The 16,856-nt window shown below is 56.1% G+C and carries 12 protein-coding genes; 8 read left to right on the top strand and 4 right to left on the bottom strand.

Going from position 1 to position 16,856, the window contains the following annotated elements:
* Positions 1–118 precede the first annotated feature (118 nt).
* Together xylB and xylA are read right to left on the bottom strand one after the other, a co-directional pair.
* Positions 119–1,573 carry a xylulokinase gene (xylB, locus tag H7R58_RS01155; RefSeq protein WP_182929833.1) on the bottom strand — a complete coding sequence of 485 codons (1,455 nt, stop codon included), beginning with the start codon at positions 1,571–1,573 and terminating at the stop codon, positions 119–121.
* Between the two features lie 78 nt (positions 1,574–1,651).
* Complete coding sequence (xylA, locus tag H7R58_RS01150) at positions 1,652–2,974, bottom strand: xylose isomerase (RefSeq protein WP_182929834.1); 1,323 nt, start codon at positions 2,972–2,974, stop codon at positions 1,652–1,654.
* Between the two features lie 360 nt (positions 2,975–3,334).
* Here xylA and xylF point away from each other — a divergent pair, with 360 nt between their 5' ends.
* From xylF to xylR, 4 genes are all read left to right on the top strand, one after another.
* Positions 3,335–4,327: a D-xylose ABC transporter substrate-binding protein gene (gene xylF, locus H7R58_RS01145; RefSeq protein ID WP_106924996.1), complete on the top strand. Its 993-nt coding sequence runs from the start codon at positions 3,335–3,337 to the stop codon at positions 4,325–4,327.
* Positions 4,328–4,410: 83 nt separating this feature from the next.
* A complete protein-coding gene (locus H7R58_RS01140; RefSeq protein ID WP_182929835.1) occupies positions 4,411–5,952 on the top strand; it encodes a xylose ABC transporter ATP-binding protein in 1,542 nt (513 codons plus the stop codon).
* A complete protein-coding gene (gene xylH, locus H7R58_RS01135; RefSeq protein ID WP_182929836.1) occupies positions 5,930–7,111 on the top strand; it encodes a xylose ABC transporter permease XylH in 1,182 nt (393 codons plus the stop codon). Before H7R58_RS01140 ends, xylH begins: the two co-directional genes overlap by 23 nt.
* A gap of 71 nt (positions 7,112–7,182) precedes the next feature.
* Positions 7,183–8,367, top strand: coding sequence for a D-xylose utilization transcriptional activator XylR (gene xylR, locus H7R58_RS01130; RefSeq protein ID WP_106924993.1), 1,185 nt, complete (start codon positions 7,183–7,185; stop codon positions 8,365–8,367).
* 59 nt (positions 8,368–8,426) lie between these two features.
* On the opposite strand, the gene H7R58_RS01125 is transcribed toward xylR, so the two are convergent.
* On the bottom strand, positions 8,427–9,248 hold the full coding sequence (locus H7R58_RS01125) for a protein bax (RefSeq protein WP_106924992.1): 822 nt from the start codon (positions 9,246–9,248) through the stop codon (positions 8,427–8,429).
* Between the two features lie 307 nt (positions 9,249–9,555).
* On the opposite strand from H7R58_RS01125, the gene H7R58_RS01120 reads away from it, so the two are divergent.
* The 4 genes from H7R58_RS01120 (at position 9,556) to H7R58_RS01105 (ending at position 16,389) form a co-directional block, all read left to right on the top strand.
* Positions 9,556–11,595: an alpha-amylase gene (locus tag H7R58_RS01120; protein WP_182929837.1), complete on the top strand. Its 2,040-nt coding sequence runs from the start codon at positions 9,556–9,558 to the stop codon at positions 11,593–11,595.
* Positions 11,596–11,768: 173 nt separating this feature from the next.
* Positions 11,769–13,022, top strand: coding sequence for a valine--pyruvate transaminase (gene avtA / locus H7R58_RS01115; RefSeq protein WP_106924990.1), 1,254 nt, complete (start codon positions 11,769–11,771; stop codon positions 13,020–13,022).
* A gap of 361 nt (positions 13,023–13,383) precedes the next feature.
* Positions 13,384–14,568, top strand: a complete 1,185-nt coding sequence (locus H7R58_RS01110) for a collagen-like triple helix repeat-containing protein (RefSeq protein ID WP_197974847.1) — start codon at positions 13,384–13,386, stop codon at positions 14,566–14,568.
* 105 nt (positions 14,569–14,673) lie between these two features.
* On the top strand, positions 14,674–16,389 hold the full coding sequence (locus H7R58_RS01105; RefSeq protein ID WP_182929838.1) for a ShlB/FhaC/HecB family hemolysin secretion/activation protein: 1,716 nt from the start codon (positions 14,674–14,676) through the stop codon (positions 16,387–16,389).
* Here H7R58_RS01105 and H7R58_RS01100 read toward each other — a convergent pair.
* Positions 16,381–16,842 carry a 4Fe-4S dicluster domain-containing protein gene (locus tag H7R58_RS01100; protein WP_106924987.1) on the bottom strand — a complete coding sequence of 154 codons (462 nt, stop codon included), beginning with the start codon at positions 16,840–16,842 and terminating at the stop codon, positions 16,381–16,383. The two genes, H7R58_RS01105 and H7R58_RS01100, sit on opposite strands and share 9 nt — an antisense overlap.
* Positions 16,843–16,856: the final 14 nt, after the last annotated feature.

The following is a 16,856-nucleotide window of genomic DNA, read 5'->3' as shown; positions in this document are numbered from 1 at the left end:
CCGCCATTATCCCTTGCCGCCAGTTTTTAACATCAAGGCAACACGGCAAAAGCGGCAGTTTCGGAATACATCAAGGTGGGCCGCATCCACACCTGGCCGGCGCGGATGCGGGATAACGTCAGGACATGAGCGGCAGTAAGTGCTGATAAATCTGACGGAATGTCTCGCGCTGCGGCGCATATTGCGTGAAACGTTCGGCATTCGGGCGATGCTCCTGCTCCAACGCCAGCTGCGGCAGCAGATCGGCATAGGGGCGATCGCGGTGAACGGCCAGCTGTGCCAGACGCGCGGCGCCCAGCGCCGGGCCAACGTCACCGCCGGTTCGATAATCAAGCGGCTTACCGCAGATATCCGCCAGCATTTGTCGCCAGTAGGCGCTGCGCGCGCCGCCACCGATAAGCGTAATGCGGTCAGGCTCAACGCCGCAGGCATGCACGACGCCCATACCGTCAGCCAGCGCAAAACCAACGCCTTCCAGTACCGCGCGCGCCAGCTCGGCCGGGCCATGCTGATGGGTCAGGCCAAAGAACACGCCCTTCGCCTGCGGGTTATTGTGCGGCGTGCGTTCACCAGAAAGATAAGGCAGGAACCAGACCGGTTCGGCGCTGGCGTTGGCGCTTTCCGCCGCCGCGATCAATGCAGGCACCGTTCCCAGCCCGGTGAGTTTCGCCGCCCAGTCCAGGCAGGATGCCGCGCTGAGCATCACCGACATCAGGTGCCAACGCCCCGGTAACGCGTGACAGAAGCTATGCACCGCGCTCTCCGGCTTGCTGAGAAACCCTTCGCTGACGGCAAAATAGACGCCGGAGGTGCCCAGCGACAGCATTGCCTGGCCTGCATCCGCCATCCCAACGCCTACCGCGCCAGCTGCATTATCGCCGCCGCCGGCCACCACCGGCACCGTCGGCATATTCCAGGCGCTGGCGACCGACGCCAGCAGTTGTCCGGTCACCTCGCAGCCCTCAAACAAGGCGGGCATGTTATCGCGCGTCAGCTGACAGGCGGCGAGCATCTCGTCGCTCCAGTCGCGCTTCGCCACGTCCATCCACATCGTACCCGCCGCGTCTGACATATCGCTGGCGAAATCGCCGGTCATCCGCAGACGCAGATAATCTTTTGGCAGCAGGACTTTATCGACCTGACGGAATGTCTCCGCTTCATGGCGCTGCACCCACAGCAGTTTCGGCGCGGTAAAGCCCGGCATCATCAGGTTGCCGGTAATCTGACGCGAAGTGGGCACCTGCGCCTCCAGCCGTTGGCACTCTTCAGCACAGCGGCCATCGTTCCACAAAATTGCCGGGCGCAGCACACGCTGCTGCTTGTCCAACAGCGTGGCGCCGTGCATCTGCCCGGCAATGCCCAGGGCCTTCACGCCCTGCAAGCTATGCTGCTGGCCGAGCCCTTTCATGGCGCGATCCGTCGCCTGCCACCAGTGCTCTGGATCTTGTTCCGACCACAGCGGGTGCGGACGAGAAACCGTCAGTTTTTCCGTTTGCGAGGCCAGCACGCGGCCCTGCTCATCAAGCAAAATTGCCTTTACGCCAGACGTTCCGAGATCTATGCCGATATACATCGCAACTGCTCCTTTAGGGGGTACGATGCCCGGCAAGCTTACGCTTCCGGGCATTGTTTATACTGCAAGACGCCAGGCTTACTTGTCGAACAGGTAGTGATTTACCAGCCCTTCCAGCAGCTCCTGATGAGCGCTCTGATGCTGCGGCGCCAGCTGATTCTGCTCAGCATACTTCGCCAGATCCTGCAGCGACATCTGACCTTTCAGAATCTGCTGGCCCAGCTCGCCGTTCCAGCCTGCATAGCGTTTTGCCACGCGTTTATCCAGCTCACCGCCTTCAATCATGCGCGCCGCCACTTTCAGCGACAGTGCCATCGTGTCCATTGCACCAATGTGACCATAGAACAGGTCATATTTATCCGTGCTCTGACGACGGACTTTTGCATCAAAATTCAGGCCGCCGGTGGTGAAACCCCCCGCTTTGAGGATTTCATACATCACCAGCGCATTTTCCTCGACGCTGTTAGGGAACTGGTCGGTATCCCAGCCCAGCTGCGGGTCGCCGCGGTTGGCATCCACGGAGCCAAACAGACCCAGCGCAATCGCGGTGGCAATTTCATGATGGAACGAGTGGCCCGCCAGCGTCGCGTGGTTAGCCTCAATATTCAGTTTGATCTCTTTTTCCAGACCGAACTGTTTCAGGAAGCCGTACACCGTTGAGGCATCGTAGTCATACTGATGTTTGGTCGGTTCCTGCGGTTTCGGTTCGATCAGCAGCGTGCCCTGGAAGCCAATTTTATGTTTGTGCTCAACCACCATCTGCATGAAGCGGCCAATCTGCTCGCGCTCCTGGCGCAGGTCGGTATTCAGCAGGGTTTCATAGCCTTCACGACCGCCCCACAGCACGTAGTTTTCACCGCCCAGTTTATGGGTCGCATTCATGGCGGTGAATACCTGCGTGGCCGCCATGGTAAACACTTCCGGGTCAGGGTTAGTTGCCGCGCCCGCACCGTAACGTGGGTGAGTAAAGCAGTTGGCGGTGCCCCACAGCAGCTTCACGCCGCTCTGCTGCTGTTTTTCCGCCAGCACATCAACCATCTGCGCAAAGTTGTTCAGGTACTCTTTCAGGTTGGCGCCTTCCGGAGAAACATCGATGTCATGGAAACAGTAGTAAGGCACGTTCAGCTTGTGGAAAAATTCAAATGCGACATCAGCTTTACGTTTCGCACGCTCAATCGCTTCGCCTGGCTGCTGCCACGGGCGGTCGAATGAACCAATACCAAACATGTCCGCGCCGTTCCAGCAGAACGTATGCCAGTAGCAGGCGGCAAAGCGCAGATGGTCTTCCATGCGTTTCCCCAGCACCAGTTCGTCCGGGTTGTAGTGGCGGAAAGCCAGCGGGTTTTCAGTTTTCGGGCCTTCGAAACGAACGCGATCCAGTTGGTCGAAATAAGCTTGCATAATGGACTCCATAATCTGACAGGCGGCGAGGGATTAATTCGTCTGGTCATACTGAATTCTGAATCACCGCGGCTCAATTACGTTATTTCACACTGCTATTAAGAGAATCCACAAATGTGCGCTGGCTCGCAAAATAAAATGCGGTGCGTCCCGTTTTATGTCGGTAATTTTTTCACGCCATAAATTTAAAATCAGATCGCGGTCAAAAATTAGCAATTAAACCAAATATCGTAATAGGAAGATAAAAATCTGTAATTGCCAGCCGCCGTTTACATGTTAAAAATTTGCTGCGTGTTTAGTCATTGCTGTTTCTTTTATCGCCAATCTCATTACCCTATCCCTACAGAAGGCACTACGATTATGAAGATAAAGAACCTTTGCCTCACGCTCTGCGCCTCGCTGCTTCTCACCAGCATGGCGAGCAGCGCTAAAGAAGTTAAGATCGGTATGGCTATTGACGACCTGCGCCTTGAGCGCTGGCAGAAAGACCGCGACATCTTTGTTAAAAAAGCCGAACAGCTCGGCGCACAGGTTTTCGTGCAGTCGGCCAACGGCAACGAAGAAACGCAAATGTCGCAGATTGAAAATATGATCAACCGCGGTGTAGATGTTCTTGTTATTATTCCCTATAACGGCCAGGTGCTGAGTAACGTTATTAAAGAAGCCAAACAAGAAGGTATTAAAGTTCTGGCCTATGACCGTATGATTAATAATGCCGATATCGATTTTTATATTTCTTTCGATAACGAAAAAGTCGGCGAAATGCAGGCCCAAAGTCTGGTCAATCAGGTCCCTCAGGGTAACTATTTCTTGATGGGCGGCTCGCCGGTAGATAATAACGCCAAGCTGTTCCGCGCCGGCCAGATGAAAGTATTAAAACCGTATATTGATGAAGGCAAAATTAAAGTTGTAGGCGATCAATGGGTTGACGGCTGGCTGCCGGAAAACGCGCTGAAGATTATGGAAAATGCCCTCACCGCCAACAATAACAAAATTGACGCCGTGGTCGCCTCGAACGACGCCACCGCAGGCGGCGCGATTCAAGCCTTAAGCGCCCAGGGTTTACAGGGCAAAGTGGCCATTTCCGGCCAGGATGCTGACCTGGCGGGCGTGAAGCGCATCATCAACGGCACGCAGACCATGACCGTGTACAAACCGATTACCCTGCTGGCGAACAGCGCCGCAGAGATCGCCGTCGAGCTGGGCAACGGCCAGCAGCCCAAAGCTGACGCCACCCTGAATAACGGCCTGAAGGACGTGCCGTCACGCCTGTTAACCCCTATCGAAGTCAATAAAACCAACATTGATGACACCGTCGTGAAGGACGGTTTCCATAAGAAAAGTGAACTCTGAATAGTATGCCCCGGCCACATCGCCGGGGCAGCGTAGCCGCCGGAAATCTCCGGTAGCCAGGCTTACGTGGAGCACAAGTACCTATGCCGTATTTACTCGAAATGAAGAGCATTACCAAAGCATTCGGGGTCGTTAAGGCTATCGATAATGTCAGCCTGAGATTAAACCCAGGCGAAGTTGTTTCCCTGTGTGGGGAAAACGGCTCCGGTAAATCGACGTTGATGAAAGTTCTTTGCGGTATTTACCCGCACGGTAGCTATGACGGCGAAATTATTTTCGCCGGTGAGACGCTGCAGCCTACGCATATTCGCGATACCGAGCGCAAGGGTATTGCGATTATTCACCAGGAGCTGGCTCTGGTTAAGCATCTGACCGTGCTGGAAAACATCTTTCTTGGTGCGGAAATCAGCCGCCGCGGCGTGCTGGATTACGACACCATGACCCTGCGCTGTGAAAAGCTGCTGGCCCAGGTCAACCTGGCCATTTCCCCCGACACTCGCGTCGGTGATTTAGGTCTCGGGCAGCAGCAGCTGGTCGAAATCGCCAAGGCGCTGAACAAGCAGGTCCGCCTGCTCATCCTTGATGAGCCCACCGCCTCGCTGACCGAGCAAGAGACCGCCATACTGCTGGATATCATCCGCGACCTGCAGCACCACGGCATTGCCTGCATTTATATCTCGCACAAGCTCAATGAAGTGAAGGCCATATCCGACACCATTTGCGTCATCCGCGACGGCCAGCATATTGGCACCCGCGATGCGACCAACATGACCGAAGACGACATCATTACCATGATGGTAGGCCGCGAGCTGACGGCACTGTACCCCAGCGAACCACACGCCGCAGGCGATGAGATCCTCCGCGTTGAGCACCTGACCGCATGGCACCCAGTCAACCGCCACATTAAGCGCGTTAACGACGTCTCTTTCAGCCTGAAGCGCGGCGAAATTCTCGGCATCGCCGGGCTGGTCGGCGCCGGGCGCACCGAGGCGGTCCAGTGTCTGTTCGGCGTCTGGCGCGGGCGCTGGGAAGGGCGCATTTTTATTGACGGCAAACAGGTCGATATCCGCACCTGCCAGCAGGCCATTGGCCACGGCATTGCCATGGTGCCGGAAGACCGGAAAAAGGACGGGATCGTGCCGGTCATGGCGGTTGGCAAGAACATCACGCTGGCCGCACTCGATGATTTCAGCGGCGCGCTCAGCAACCTTGACGATGCCAAAGAGCAGCAGTGCATCCTGCAATCGATTGAGCGTCTGAAGGTCAAAACGTCATCGCCAGAGCTGGCTATCGGGCGGCTAAGCGGCGGTAACCAGCAGAAGGCCATTCTGGCACGCTGCCTGCTGCTGAATCCGCGCATTCTGATTCTTGATGAACCCACGCGCGGTATCGACATCGGTGCAAAATACGAAATCTATAAGCTTATCAATCAGCTGGTACAACAGGGCATCGCGGTGATCGTCATCTCGTCGGAACTTCCGGAAGTACTGGGGCTCAGCGACAGAGTGCTGGTCATGCATGAAGGGAAACTCAAAGCCAACCTGGTGAACCATAACCTGACTCAGGAAAACGTGATGGAAGCCGCCTTAAGGAGCGAACGCCATGTCGAAACACAATCCGTCTGAAATGAAACTGGCCGCCCCGGCAACGGCCCCGGCACTGCGGCTAACATCGTTGAATTTACAGGTTTTCGTGATGATCGCGGCAATTGTCGCGATCATGCTGTTTTTTACCTGGACCACCGACGGCGCCTACCTGAGCGCGCGTAACGTCTCCAACCTGCTGCGTCAAACCGCGATTACCGGCATTCTCGCCGTCGGGATGGTGTTCGTCATTATCTCGGCCGAAATTGACCTTTCCGTTGGCTCAATGATGGGCCTGCTGGGCGGCGCGGCGGCAATTTTTGACGTCTGGCTCGGATGGCCGCTGCCGCTGACTATCATCGTCACGCTGGCCATGGGGCTGGTGCTGGGTGCCTGGAACGGTTGGTGGGTGGCCTATCGCAAAGTGCCGTCGTTTATCGTGACCCTTGCGGGCATGCTGGCATTCCGTGGGATCCTGATTGGCATCACCAACGGCACCACCGTGTCACCGACCAGCGCGGCAATGTCGCAAATTGGTCAAAGCTATCTGCCGGATGGCATCGGCTTTACCTTCGGCGCCGTCGGGCTGATGGCGTTTATTGCCTGGCAGTGGCGCGGGCGCACGCGTCGCCAGGCGCTGGGGCTAGCGACGCCTGCCTCTGGCGGCGTGGTAGGACGTCAGGCGCTGACCGCCGTGATCGTACTGGGCGCTATCTGGTTGCTCAACGACTATCGTGGCGTCCCAACGCCGGTGCTGCTGTTAACGCTGCTGCTGCTGGGCGGTATGTTTATGGCCACCCGTACCGCATTCGGCCGCCGTATTTACGCCATCGGCGGCAATATTGAGGCGGCGCGCCTTTCCGGGATTAACGTCGAACGTAACAAGCTGGCGGTCTTTGCCATTAACGGCCTGATGGTGGCGATTGCCGGGCTGATTCTTAGCTCGCGCCTCGGTGCCGGATCGCCATCGGCGGGAAACATTGCCGAGCTGGATGCGATTGCCGCTTGCGTGATTGGCGGCACCAGCCTGGCGGGCGGCGTCGGCAGCGTCGCCGGGGCGGTAATGGGGGCATTTATTATGGCGTCGCTGGATAACGGAATGAGTATGATGGACGTGCCCACTTTCTGGCAATATATCGTCAAAGGTGCGATTTTATTGCTTGCCGTCTGGATGGATTCCGCCACCAAGCGGCGCGCGTAATGGCCTGGCCGTGGTGTCGCCGATTCAGTGGCCGGCGGCACCCTCTCATGATTCACGAGGAACCCTGAACCATGTTTGGAAAACGTCACCGCGTGACGCTGTTATTTAACGCCAACAAAGCCTTTGACCGCCAGGTGGTTGAAGGCGTCGGCGAATATTTACAGGCGTCACAGTCAGAGTGGGACATCTTCATAGAGGAAGATTTTCGCGCGCGTATCGAAAATATCAAAGAGTGGCTGGGCGACGGCGTGATCGCCGACTACGACGACCCCACTATTGAAGCGCTGCTGACCGACGTTAAGGTGCCTATCGTCGGCGTTGGCGGCTCCTATCACCGTCAGGAACAGTACCCACCCGTTCACTACATTGCGACCGATAACTCTGCGCTGGTTGAAAGCGCTTTTTTGCATCTTAAAGAGAAAGGCGTTCACCGCTTCGCTTTCTACGGCCTGCCGGCGGCCAGCGGCAAACGCTGGGCCGAAGAGCGGGAATACGCCTTCAGTCAGATTGTTGCCAAAGAGAAGTACCGCGGCGTGATCTACCAGGGTCAGGAAACCGCGCCGGAGAACTGGCAGCACGCGCAGAATCGTCTGGCCGACTGGCTGCAAACGCTGCCGCCGCAAACCGGGATTATTGCGGTTACCGATTCCCGCGCCCGGCATATCCTACAAGCCTGTGAACACCTGCATATTCCCGTGCCGGAGAAGCTGTGCGTCATCGGTATTGATAACGAAGAGCTGACCCGCTACCTGTCGCGCGTGGCGCTGTCTTCGGTGGCGCAGGGCGCGCGGCAAATGGGTTATCAGGCCGCCAAGCTGATGCAGCGTTTGCTCGATAACGAGGTGCTGCCTTTGCAGCGGGTGCTGGTGCCGCCGATGCGGGTCATGGCGCGACGCTCAACCGACTACCGTTCGCTGAACGACCCGGCCGTGATTCAGGCTATGCACTACATCCGTAACAACGCTTGTAAAGGCATTAAGGTCGAACAGGTGCTGGATGCTGTGGGGATCTCCCGGTCAAACCTGGAGAAACGTTTTAAAGAAGAAGTGGGCGAAACCATCCACGCGGTCATTCATAGCGAGAAGCTGGAAAAGGCGCGTAGCCTGCTGGTTTCTACCTCGTTGTCGATCAATGAAATCTCGCAGATGTGCGGTTACCCGTCGTTGCAGTATTTCTATTCGGTATTCAAAAAAGAGTATGACACCACGCCAAAAGAGTATCGCGAGCAGCATAGCGAAACGCTGATTCCGGCATAATCACCGCCCACAAAGCAAAAAGGCCTTCCAATGGAAGGCCTTTTTATCTTCAGCGCTAATTACATGTGTGCCGCAATCAGACGCTGGTTATCCTGATACATAGCGAACAGATAGTCGTTATAGCTCGAACCTTTGGTCGAATAGCCCTTCAGCTTGTGAATCATCGCCGTCGCGGTCACTTCCTGATCCGTCTTACGCAGCTGGGCGCGAGACTTACGGAACGAGGCATAGGCCGGGTGCGTATTCAGGTTCGTGGCATAGGCCTGAACGGATTCTTTCACGGAGTCGAACTTGGTATAACCATTCACCGAGCCCGTGCCGTTTTTACAGCCCTTACCGCACTTCATGCCGAACAGGTTGTTATTCGCGCGAGCCAGCTTGGACGTACCCCAGCCGCTCTCTGCAGCCGCCATGGTGGCGACCATGCTGCCTGGAATAATATCGACACGTTCAAGCAGCGCGTTCCACGGCACCTTACGGGTATTGCCGTTCCAGCTGACTTTGTAACGTGCGGCGATATCTTTCAGACGCGCGCGTTCAGACGGCGACCAGCGGCCTTCGTACTGTTTTGATACCAGCCAGTTACGATCCGCCGTGATAGCAGCATTTTGACTCGTGATATAAGGCATTACCGTCCGGAGAAACGCTCTTTTCCTTGGGGTTCCGGAAGGGTATTTTCGCAAATCAGGAAGTGAACTGCTCTTTACACTATTGCGAGAATACTCTTGTTTACTGCTGGCCTTACTATGACTTGTCTTTGTTACCGAGGCTTTTTGATGCTTTGTTACCGTGTGTGTTTTTGCGAACACCCCACCTGAAAAAGTACAGATGAGTAACATAAGTATCGCTGCCCCATATCGTCGAATGGGAGTCGATATCATTAGGTCTCCTGGTCGGATGTCATCATTCCAACGCCTTCTTATTTCATAAAATTGAGAGCTTAATCTCAAATTATAGCAAAAATAGCCCGCCAACGCACGCCTGAGAAATAGTCCGATTCCTAAACGCACAAACGGACGCGATTCAGCATAAGACAAACTACGCCGACAAAATGCCGGACGCATCTCATTTTAGTTCATATTTTGACCGCCATCACTCAGCCCTTGCCCTCCTCCTTCCTCCAGGAGGAGCACAGTGTGATAAGCCGCTGGCACACTAGGAAAAAACGTTCTGACATAGGATAACGCTATGAAGCACGCCGCCCTGATACCGCTACTCATGCTCCCCGCCTTTGCCAGCGCCGCCGGCTGGACGACGCAGGATTTCCCCGCTTTTGCCGCCGATGGCACGGGAAAATTCAGCAGTCAGAAAATGCTCACAAAGGGTACTCGCCCGTTAAGGTTGAATCTTGACCAACAGTGCTGGCAACCGGCCACGGCGATTCGTCTGAATCAGATGCTGTCGCTTGAACCCTGCCAGGGCGATGCGCCACAGTGGCGCTTATTCCGCGACGGCAACTACACGCTCGAGATTGATACCCGTTCGGGCACGCCGACGCTGACGATTGCCGTCGAAAGCGCGCCGGATAACGCCAGCGTAAAGGTCAGCGCGCGCCAATGCCCGCGCTGGGATGGCAAGCCGCTGACGCTTGATGTCGGCAGTACCTTCGCCGAAGGCAGCCGCGTGCGTGACTTTTACAGCGGACAGACCGCTGTCGTGACGCAGGGCAAAATAACCCTACAGCCAGCGGATAACAGCAATGGCCTGCTGCTGCTGGAGAGCGCCGACGTCACCGCCAGCGCACCGTTTAGCTGGCACAACGCCACCGTTTACTTCGTCCTGACCGACCGCTACGTCAACGGCGATCCGAGCAACGACAACAGCTACGGTCGCCACAAAGATGGGATGCAGGAAATTGGCACCTTCCACGGCGGCGACCTGAAAGGCCTCACCAGCAAGCTCGACTACCTGCAACAGCTGGGTGTGAACGCGCTGTGGATAAGCTCGCCGCTGGAACAAATTCACGGCTGGGTCGGCGGCGGTACTAAGGGCGATTTCCCGCACTATGCGTACCACGGTTACTACACCCAGGACTGGACCCGCCTGGATGCCAATATGGGAAACGAAGACGATCTGCGCGCGCTGGTTGACGGAGCTCATCAACGCGGCATCCGCATTCTGTTCGACGTTGTGATGAACCACACCGGCTACGCCACCCTCGCCGACATGCAGACGTATCAGTTCGGCGCGCTGTATCTGAAAGGCGATGAACTGACGAAAACGCTGGGATCGCGCTGGACCGATTGGCGACCCGGTCCGGGGCAGAGCTGGCACAGTTTTAATGATTACATCAACTTCAGCGATAAAGCCGCATGGGAGAAATGGTGGGGTAAAGCGTGGATCCGCACCGATATTGGCGACTATGACAACCCCGGTTTCGATGACTTAACCCTGTCGCTGGCCTTTTTACCTGACCTGAAAACGGAATCCACCGTGCCCAGTGGGCTACCGAACTTCTATCACCATAAGCCGGATACCGCGGCTCGCGCCATCGACGGCTTTACGCCGCGTGACTACCTCACCCACTGGCTCAGCCAATGGGTACGCGACTACGGCATTGACGGTTTCCGCGTTGATACCGCCAAACACGTTGAGCTTGCCGCCTGGCAGCAGCTTAAATCGCAGTCGGTGGACGCGCTGGCAGCGTGGAAAAAGGCCAACCCGCAGAAAGCCATGGACGACGCGCCGTTCTGGATGACCGGCGAAGCGTGGGGCCACGGCGTGATGCAAAGCGACTACTATCGCCACGGCTTCGACGCCATGATCAACTTTGATTACCAGGAGCAGGCCGCGAAAGCCAGCGCCTGCCTGGCGAATATCGACCAGACCTGGCAGCAAATGGCCGACAAGCTGCAGCAGTTTAACGTCCTGAGCTACCTCTCATCGCACGATACCCGTCTGTTCCGGGAGAAAGGCGGTAACGCCGCCGAGCTGCTGCTGCTCGCACCGGGCGCGGTGCAAATCTTCTACGGCGATGAGTCCGAGCGCCCGTTTGGCCCCACCGGCTCCGACCCGCTCCAGGGTACGCGATCGTCAATGAACTGGCAGGACGTCGCAGGTAAATCTGCCGATACGGTCGCACACTGGCAGAAACTGGGACAGTTCCGCGCACGTCATTCGGCCATTGGCGAAGGTCAGCAAACAACGCTCAGCCTGACTGACGGGTACGGTTTTGTTCGCGTACACGGTGAAGACAAGGTCATGGTGATCTGGGCTGGTAACCGCTAATTTATATGCTTCCAGGCCCGCGGCTTGAGCGCGGGCCTTTGCAGAATAAAAAACCAGAAATCCGCTACTTTCTCAATTTTTCGACTGAGCCCACCCTCAAAAGCCCATTTGCACCCCATCGTGAGTGGCGTTATCGTTACCTACTTCACAGAATGAGCAATAGAAAATCGGCTATGACATTTTCACTTTTCGGCGACAAATTCACCCGCCATTCAGGCATTACACGCCTGATGGAGGACCTCAACGACGGTTTACGCACCCCAGGCGCAATCATGCTAGGCGGCGGCAACCCGGCACAGATTCCAGAGATGAACGCCTACTTCAATAATCTGCTGGCGGATATGCTGGAAAACGGCAAAGCGGCTGAAGCGCTATGCAATTACGATGGTCCGCAGGGGAAAAATGAGCTACTCGTTGTACTCGCCGAGATGCTGCGCGAAGAATTAGGTTGGGATATTGGCCCACAGAATATTGCACTGACAAATGGCAGCCAAAGCGCATTTTTCTACTTGTTCAATCTGTTCGCCGGCCGCTGCGCCGACGGTACGACTCGAAAGGTCCTTTTCCCCCTCACTCCGGAGTATATCGGTTACGCCGACGCGGGCCTCGAAGATGATCTTTTCGTTTCCACCCGCCCGCAAATTGAGCGCCTGCCAGAGGGCCAGTTTAAGTACCACGTCGATTTCGAAAATCTGCCAATCGGCGAAGATACCGGCATGATCTGCGTCTCACGCCCCACCAACCCGACGGGTAACGTCATCACCGATGACGAGCTGAAGCAGTTAGACACGCTGGCTCAACAGCACGGCGTGCCGCTTATCATCGACAACGCCTACGGCGTGCCTTTCCCGGGGATTATCTTCAGCCAGGCAACGCCGCTGTGGAATTCGAACATCGTACTGTGCATGAGCTTGTCGAAATTAGGCCTGCCGGGCAGCCGCTGCGGCATCATTATTGCCGATGAGAAAATCATCACTGCCATCAGCAATATGAACGGCATCATCAGCCTCGCCCCAGGCGGGATTGGGCCAGCCATCATGTGTGAAATGATTAAACGCCGCGATCTGCTGCGCCTGTCAGAAACGGTCATTAAGCCTTTCTACTACCAGCGCGTGCAGGAAACGATCGCCACGATCCGCCGCTATTTGCCGGAGGAGCGCTGCCTTATTCACAAACCGGAAGGCGCTATTTTCCTGTGGCTGTGGTTTAAAGATCTGCCCATTACGACGGAAACGCTCTATCAGCGCCTGAAAAAGCGCGGCGTGCTGATGGTCCCTGGTGATGTATTCTTCCCTGGATTGGATAAGCCCTGGGAACATACGCACCAGTGCATGCGCATGAACTATGTGCCGGAGCCGGACAAAATTGAAGCCGGGGTAAAAATCCTCGCCGAGGAAATTGAAATAGCCTGGCGGGAACATCAGTAATATATGATATATTAGCCTCTGATTTCAGGGGCTAATATAGCCAACAGCCTCTCTATGTTATTTAAAATAACAAAGCATTCACCCCACCTTATTCAACCGATCGGATTAGTCCCAATTTATCCCCTCATTTCATTACCGCTACATATCTCAATTGATTATTTAATGCTGCTTAACATGTTAAAAACAAAGTAACGATATGTTTCCTAAGAACATATTATTTTACATAGCAGACTTTGTTTATCCTTAAATTAAATCAGATTAATTCATCCTTTCGTATGAAAAGAAACGCCACATGCAAGGCGTAATTTTGAACTTACACTGACTAATACGCACTCGGCGTTTTAACTGGTGGAGTATGATCATGGACTCTAAAAACGTTAGCCACTTAAGCGTTATTGCTGTGGCGGTTCTTATTGCATTCTCTCTCTCTGCCTGTAGCGGAAGCGGCGGGGGCTCTCATTCAACGGCCAAAAATGGCACGACCCAAGGCAGCGGTTCGGGCGGCGACGGTAGTGGCAGTGACGGCAGTGGCTCTGGCGGCGGCACCGGTGGTGGTACCGGCGGCGGAACGGGCGGCGGCACAGGTGGTGGTACCGGTGGCGGAACGGGCGGCGGCACAGGCGGTGGAACCGGTGGCGGCACCACCGCGCAGAATTCAGTTAACAGCATCATCGGTGACACAGGTAGCGCGGTTTCCGGAGTGGGCGACACGCTGAGCGGTCTGGGCAGCCAGTTGGCGACCACCACCGGCAACAACCCGGTCACCTCGACGATTTCAACAACGGTTAGCGGCGTGGGTAACGCCGTCGATACGCTGGGAACCGGCGTCACCAACGGCCTTGGCAATGCCTCCAATACCAATGGTCTGGGAACGACGCTGCAGGGAACCACCAGCACCGTAACCGTACTGGGCAACACGGTGTCTAGCGTCGGTAGCGGTCTGGCCACCAGCACCTCGGGCACTCCCGTTGCTGGGGTGACTGGCGTTGTCGGCAACGTCGTTAACAGCGCAGGACAACTCGTTAGCGGCACCGGAACCGGATTGACCAGCACCCTGCAAAGCCCGGGCGTCACCGCCGCAACAACCGGCGTGACCTCCGTGGTGAATAACACGCTGTCCGGCGTACAGGGCGTTGCCCAGGGCGTGGGCACCGCGACCGGATTAGGCACGCCGGTTAACGGTCTGCTGGCTCAGGTCGGCGGTGCCGTCAGCGGCGTCGGAACCCAGGTTGGCACCACAACGCCAGCGCTGAGCGGCGTAGGCCAGGTGGTCTCGAGCGTCGGTAACATCGTCACCGATGCGGGCGGTCTGGTGAAACCGGCCACCGCGACTACCGGCAGCGGCAGCAGTACCGGCAGCAGCGGCGGTGGACTGCTGGCCAATGCCTCGCTGGGGGCGACGGTCAGTTCGCTGACGGGTAGCCTGAACGTCAGCTCCTCCACGACGGCCACCGCCAGCGGAAGCACCAGCAGCGGGGCAACGACGACGAGTAACCCGCTGGGTGGTATCACCGGGCTGCTTACCGGGTTAACGACAAAAAAATAAGCTATATATTGATTAATGCCTTCCGTGCCCCCGCAATGGGGGCACGATTTTCGTGCAGAATAACAATAATCATCCTTGCACAATAAAATACACAAGGAACGCGTCATGAAAACTACCCTATTTTATGCGCTGTCGGGGGTTGTTCTGCTTAATATTGCACGAGCAGACACATTACCCGCATTGATCGACCCAAATAACCCAGCAAAAGCAGAGCATAGCAGTACGACGCAAACCCCTGTAAATGCCGCACCAAGTTTAAGCGTAAGTGTCCCCAAAAATAAATTAACGCCCGAAACGTTAATTAAAGTTGATCATATTCAGTTTATTGGTGGCACCGTTTATCCCTTAAAAGACCTGCTGCGTCCTTTTGTACCCTACGCACACAAGCAGGTGCCATTAAAAACGCTAACCGGCCTGGTTAATGATATTACGTTACGCTATCGTGCGGACGGTTACCCCTTGTCTTATGCCTGGCTACCGGATAATAACTTCCAGGACGGGACGCTCAAGATTGTTCTGGTGGAGGGCTATGTCGCCCACAGTGATATCCAGAGCAATAATCCGAATATTGCCGAACGGTTAAAACGGCTGGCGGCAAAAATTATGGCGGAAAAGCCACTGTCGCAGGCCACCTTCGATCGCTACACCCAGCTGATGACGCGCACCCCGGGCGTCACCGTCGATGCCAACGCCCAGCTGCCGCAGAATATCTACGGTGCGGCGGCAATGCAGGCGAAAAGCTTCCAGCCGCATATCTGGGATATTTCATCTACGATCGACACCCGTCGTAGCCAGAATATGGCGTTTGTCACCGGTTCACTCAGCAACCTGACCAGCTACGGCGATCAGTTTGGCGTCGCAACCCTGGTGCCTCTCGACAGCTCGACGCGCAAATCCTATCTGGGGCTGAACTATCAGCAGTTCCTGACGGATGAAGGGCTGATGATGCAGTTGAAGGGCAGCTTTTATCGCGATAATCCACGCGACTACACGCGCCTGCTGAATTTCCCTGGCGGGTATTTTGACTCACGCCAGGAGACCACGCAGTACAACGGCGGCGCAATGTTCAGCTATCCGGTGCTCCTGACCGGAAAACAGCAGTTCAATATTAACGGTGGCATGGACTATACCGACCGGCGTAACGATAACCACATTCGCGCTATCGTCGGCGATCAAACGGTATACAGCGTGACGCAAAAGTCGCATGTGCGTTATCCGGCGCTTGAGTTCGGGATGAACGGCTTTCAGGCCTTCGATCGGGCCAGCATCAACGGCAAGCTGACCCTGCGTCAGGGTATTAACGCCTCCTCGATGTCCGATGCGGCGCCCGTCTATGGTAATGACCTGTCGTTTACCCTCTGGAAAAGCAATATTGATGCAGCATGGATGATCACCGATACATGGCGACTTTCGACGTCAATGGAAGGCGATTGGTCGGACAATGATTTACCGGAGCCAGAGCGCGTCAGTTTCGGCGCCCAACGTTTTGGTCGTGGTTATCAGGATGGCGAAGCCAGCGGCGACTACGGCTACGGCGGGCAGGTTGAGCTGCGTTATTTGCATCAGCGTAAAGAGAGCACCTGGCTTGCCACCGTGCAGCCTTACGTCCTTGCCGATACCGCGCAAACCTGGTTCAACGCGCCGGGCTACCCCCACCAGCGGCTGGCATCCGTGGCGACCGGGGTCATGGTCGGTGATAACAAGCACTACAGCGTGACGGTCGAAGCCGCGCGTCCGGTCGGAGATAAACCCACCGACACGCACAACCGGGAATGGCGCTACAGCCTGACCTTCAGCTGGAACTTCAACAATCTACATTAATTTCGCCGCGGTACGCTGGCCGACATCGACACAGGCCAGCGCCGCCGTAGGGCAGGCGGCCACGCAGGCAGGCCCTTCTTCGCGGTGACGACACAAGTCACACTTAATCGCCCGCGGCCTGGCCTGCTGCATCGTGACGTTCATCGCCCCGAACGGACATGCCAGCATACAGCTTTTGCAGCCAATACAGCGCGACTGATCGACGGCGATCGTCTCGCCTTCTCGCACGATCGCCCCCGTCGGGCAAACGTTGCTGCACGGCGCATCTTCGCACTGATGGCAGGCTACCGCCGTTGAAAACGAATCCCCCTTCACCACTCGAATGCGCGGCAAAAAGGCTTCACGCGAGACGGTATGACACGCCTGCTGATCTTGATGTGCCACCACGCAGGCAACTTCACAGGTACGGCAGCCGATGCATTTTAAAGAATCGGCGACAATAAACGGGTTCATTTCCCACTCCGTGA

The sequence above is a fragment of the Klebsiella sp. WP4-W18-ESBL-05 genome, assembly GCF_014169075.1.
Classification (GTDB): domain Bacteria; phylum Pseudomonadota; class Gammaproteobacteria; order Enterobacterales; family Enterobacteriaceae; genus Kluyvera; species Kluyvera ascorbata_B.
The sequence above is the reverse complement of the archived record's forward strand: the minus strand, read 5'-3'. Positions and strand labels throughout refer to the sequence as shown.

Coding starts and splice junctions, on each gene's coding strand:
- H7R58_RS01110 (WP_197974847.1), top strand. CDS start 13,384: ATGGACTCTAAAAACGTTAGCCACTTAAGCGTTATTGCTGTGGCGGTT.
- xylA (WP_182929834.1), bottom strand. CDS start 2,974: ATGCAAGCTTATTTCGACCAACTGGATCGCGTTCGTTTCGAAGGCCCG.
- H7R58_RS01125 (WP_106924992.1), bottom strand. CDS start 9,248: ATGATATCGACTCCCATTCGACGATATGGGGCAGCGATACTTATGTTA.
- H7R58_RS01140 (WP_182929835.1), top strand. CDS start 4,411: ATGCCGTATTTACTCGAAATGAAGAGCATTACCAAAGCATTCGGGGTC.
- H7R58_RS01120 (WP_182929837.1), top strand. CDS start 9,556: ATGAAGCACGCCGCCCTGATACCGCTACTCATGCTCCCCGCCTTTGCC.
- H7R58_RS01100 (WP_106924987.1), bottom strand. CDS start 16,842: ATGAACCCGTTTATTGTCGCCGATTCTTTAAAATGCATCGGCTGCCGT.
- H7R58_RS01105 (WP_182929838.1), top strand. CDS start 14,674: ATGAAAACTACCCTATTTTATGCGCTGTCGGGGGTTGTTCTGCTTAAT.
- xylH (WP_182929836.1), top strand. CDS start 5,930: ATGTCGAAACACAATCCGTCTGAAATGAAACTGGCCGCCCCGGCAACG.
- xylB (WP_182929833.1), bottom strand. CDS start 1,573: ATGTATATCGGCATAGATCTCGGAACGTCTGGCGTAAAGGCAATTTTG.
- xylF (WP_106924996.1), top strand. CDS start 3,335: ATGAAGATAAAGAACCTTTGCCTCACGCTCTGCGCCTCGCTGCTTCTC.
- xylR (WP_106924993.1), top strand. CDS start 7,183: ATGTTTGGAAAACGTCACCGCGTGACGCTGTTATTTAACGCCAACAAA.
- avtA (WP_106924990.1), top strand. CDS start 11,769: ATGACATTTTCACTTTTCGGCGACAAATTCACCCGCCATTCAGGCATT.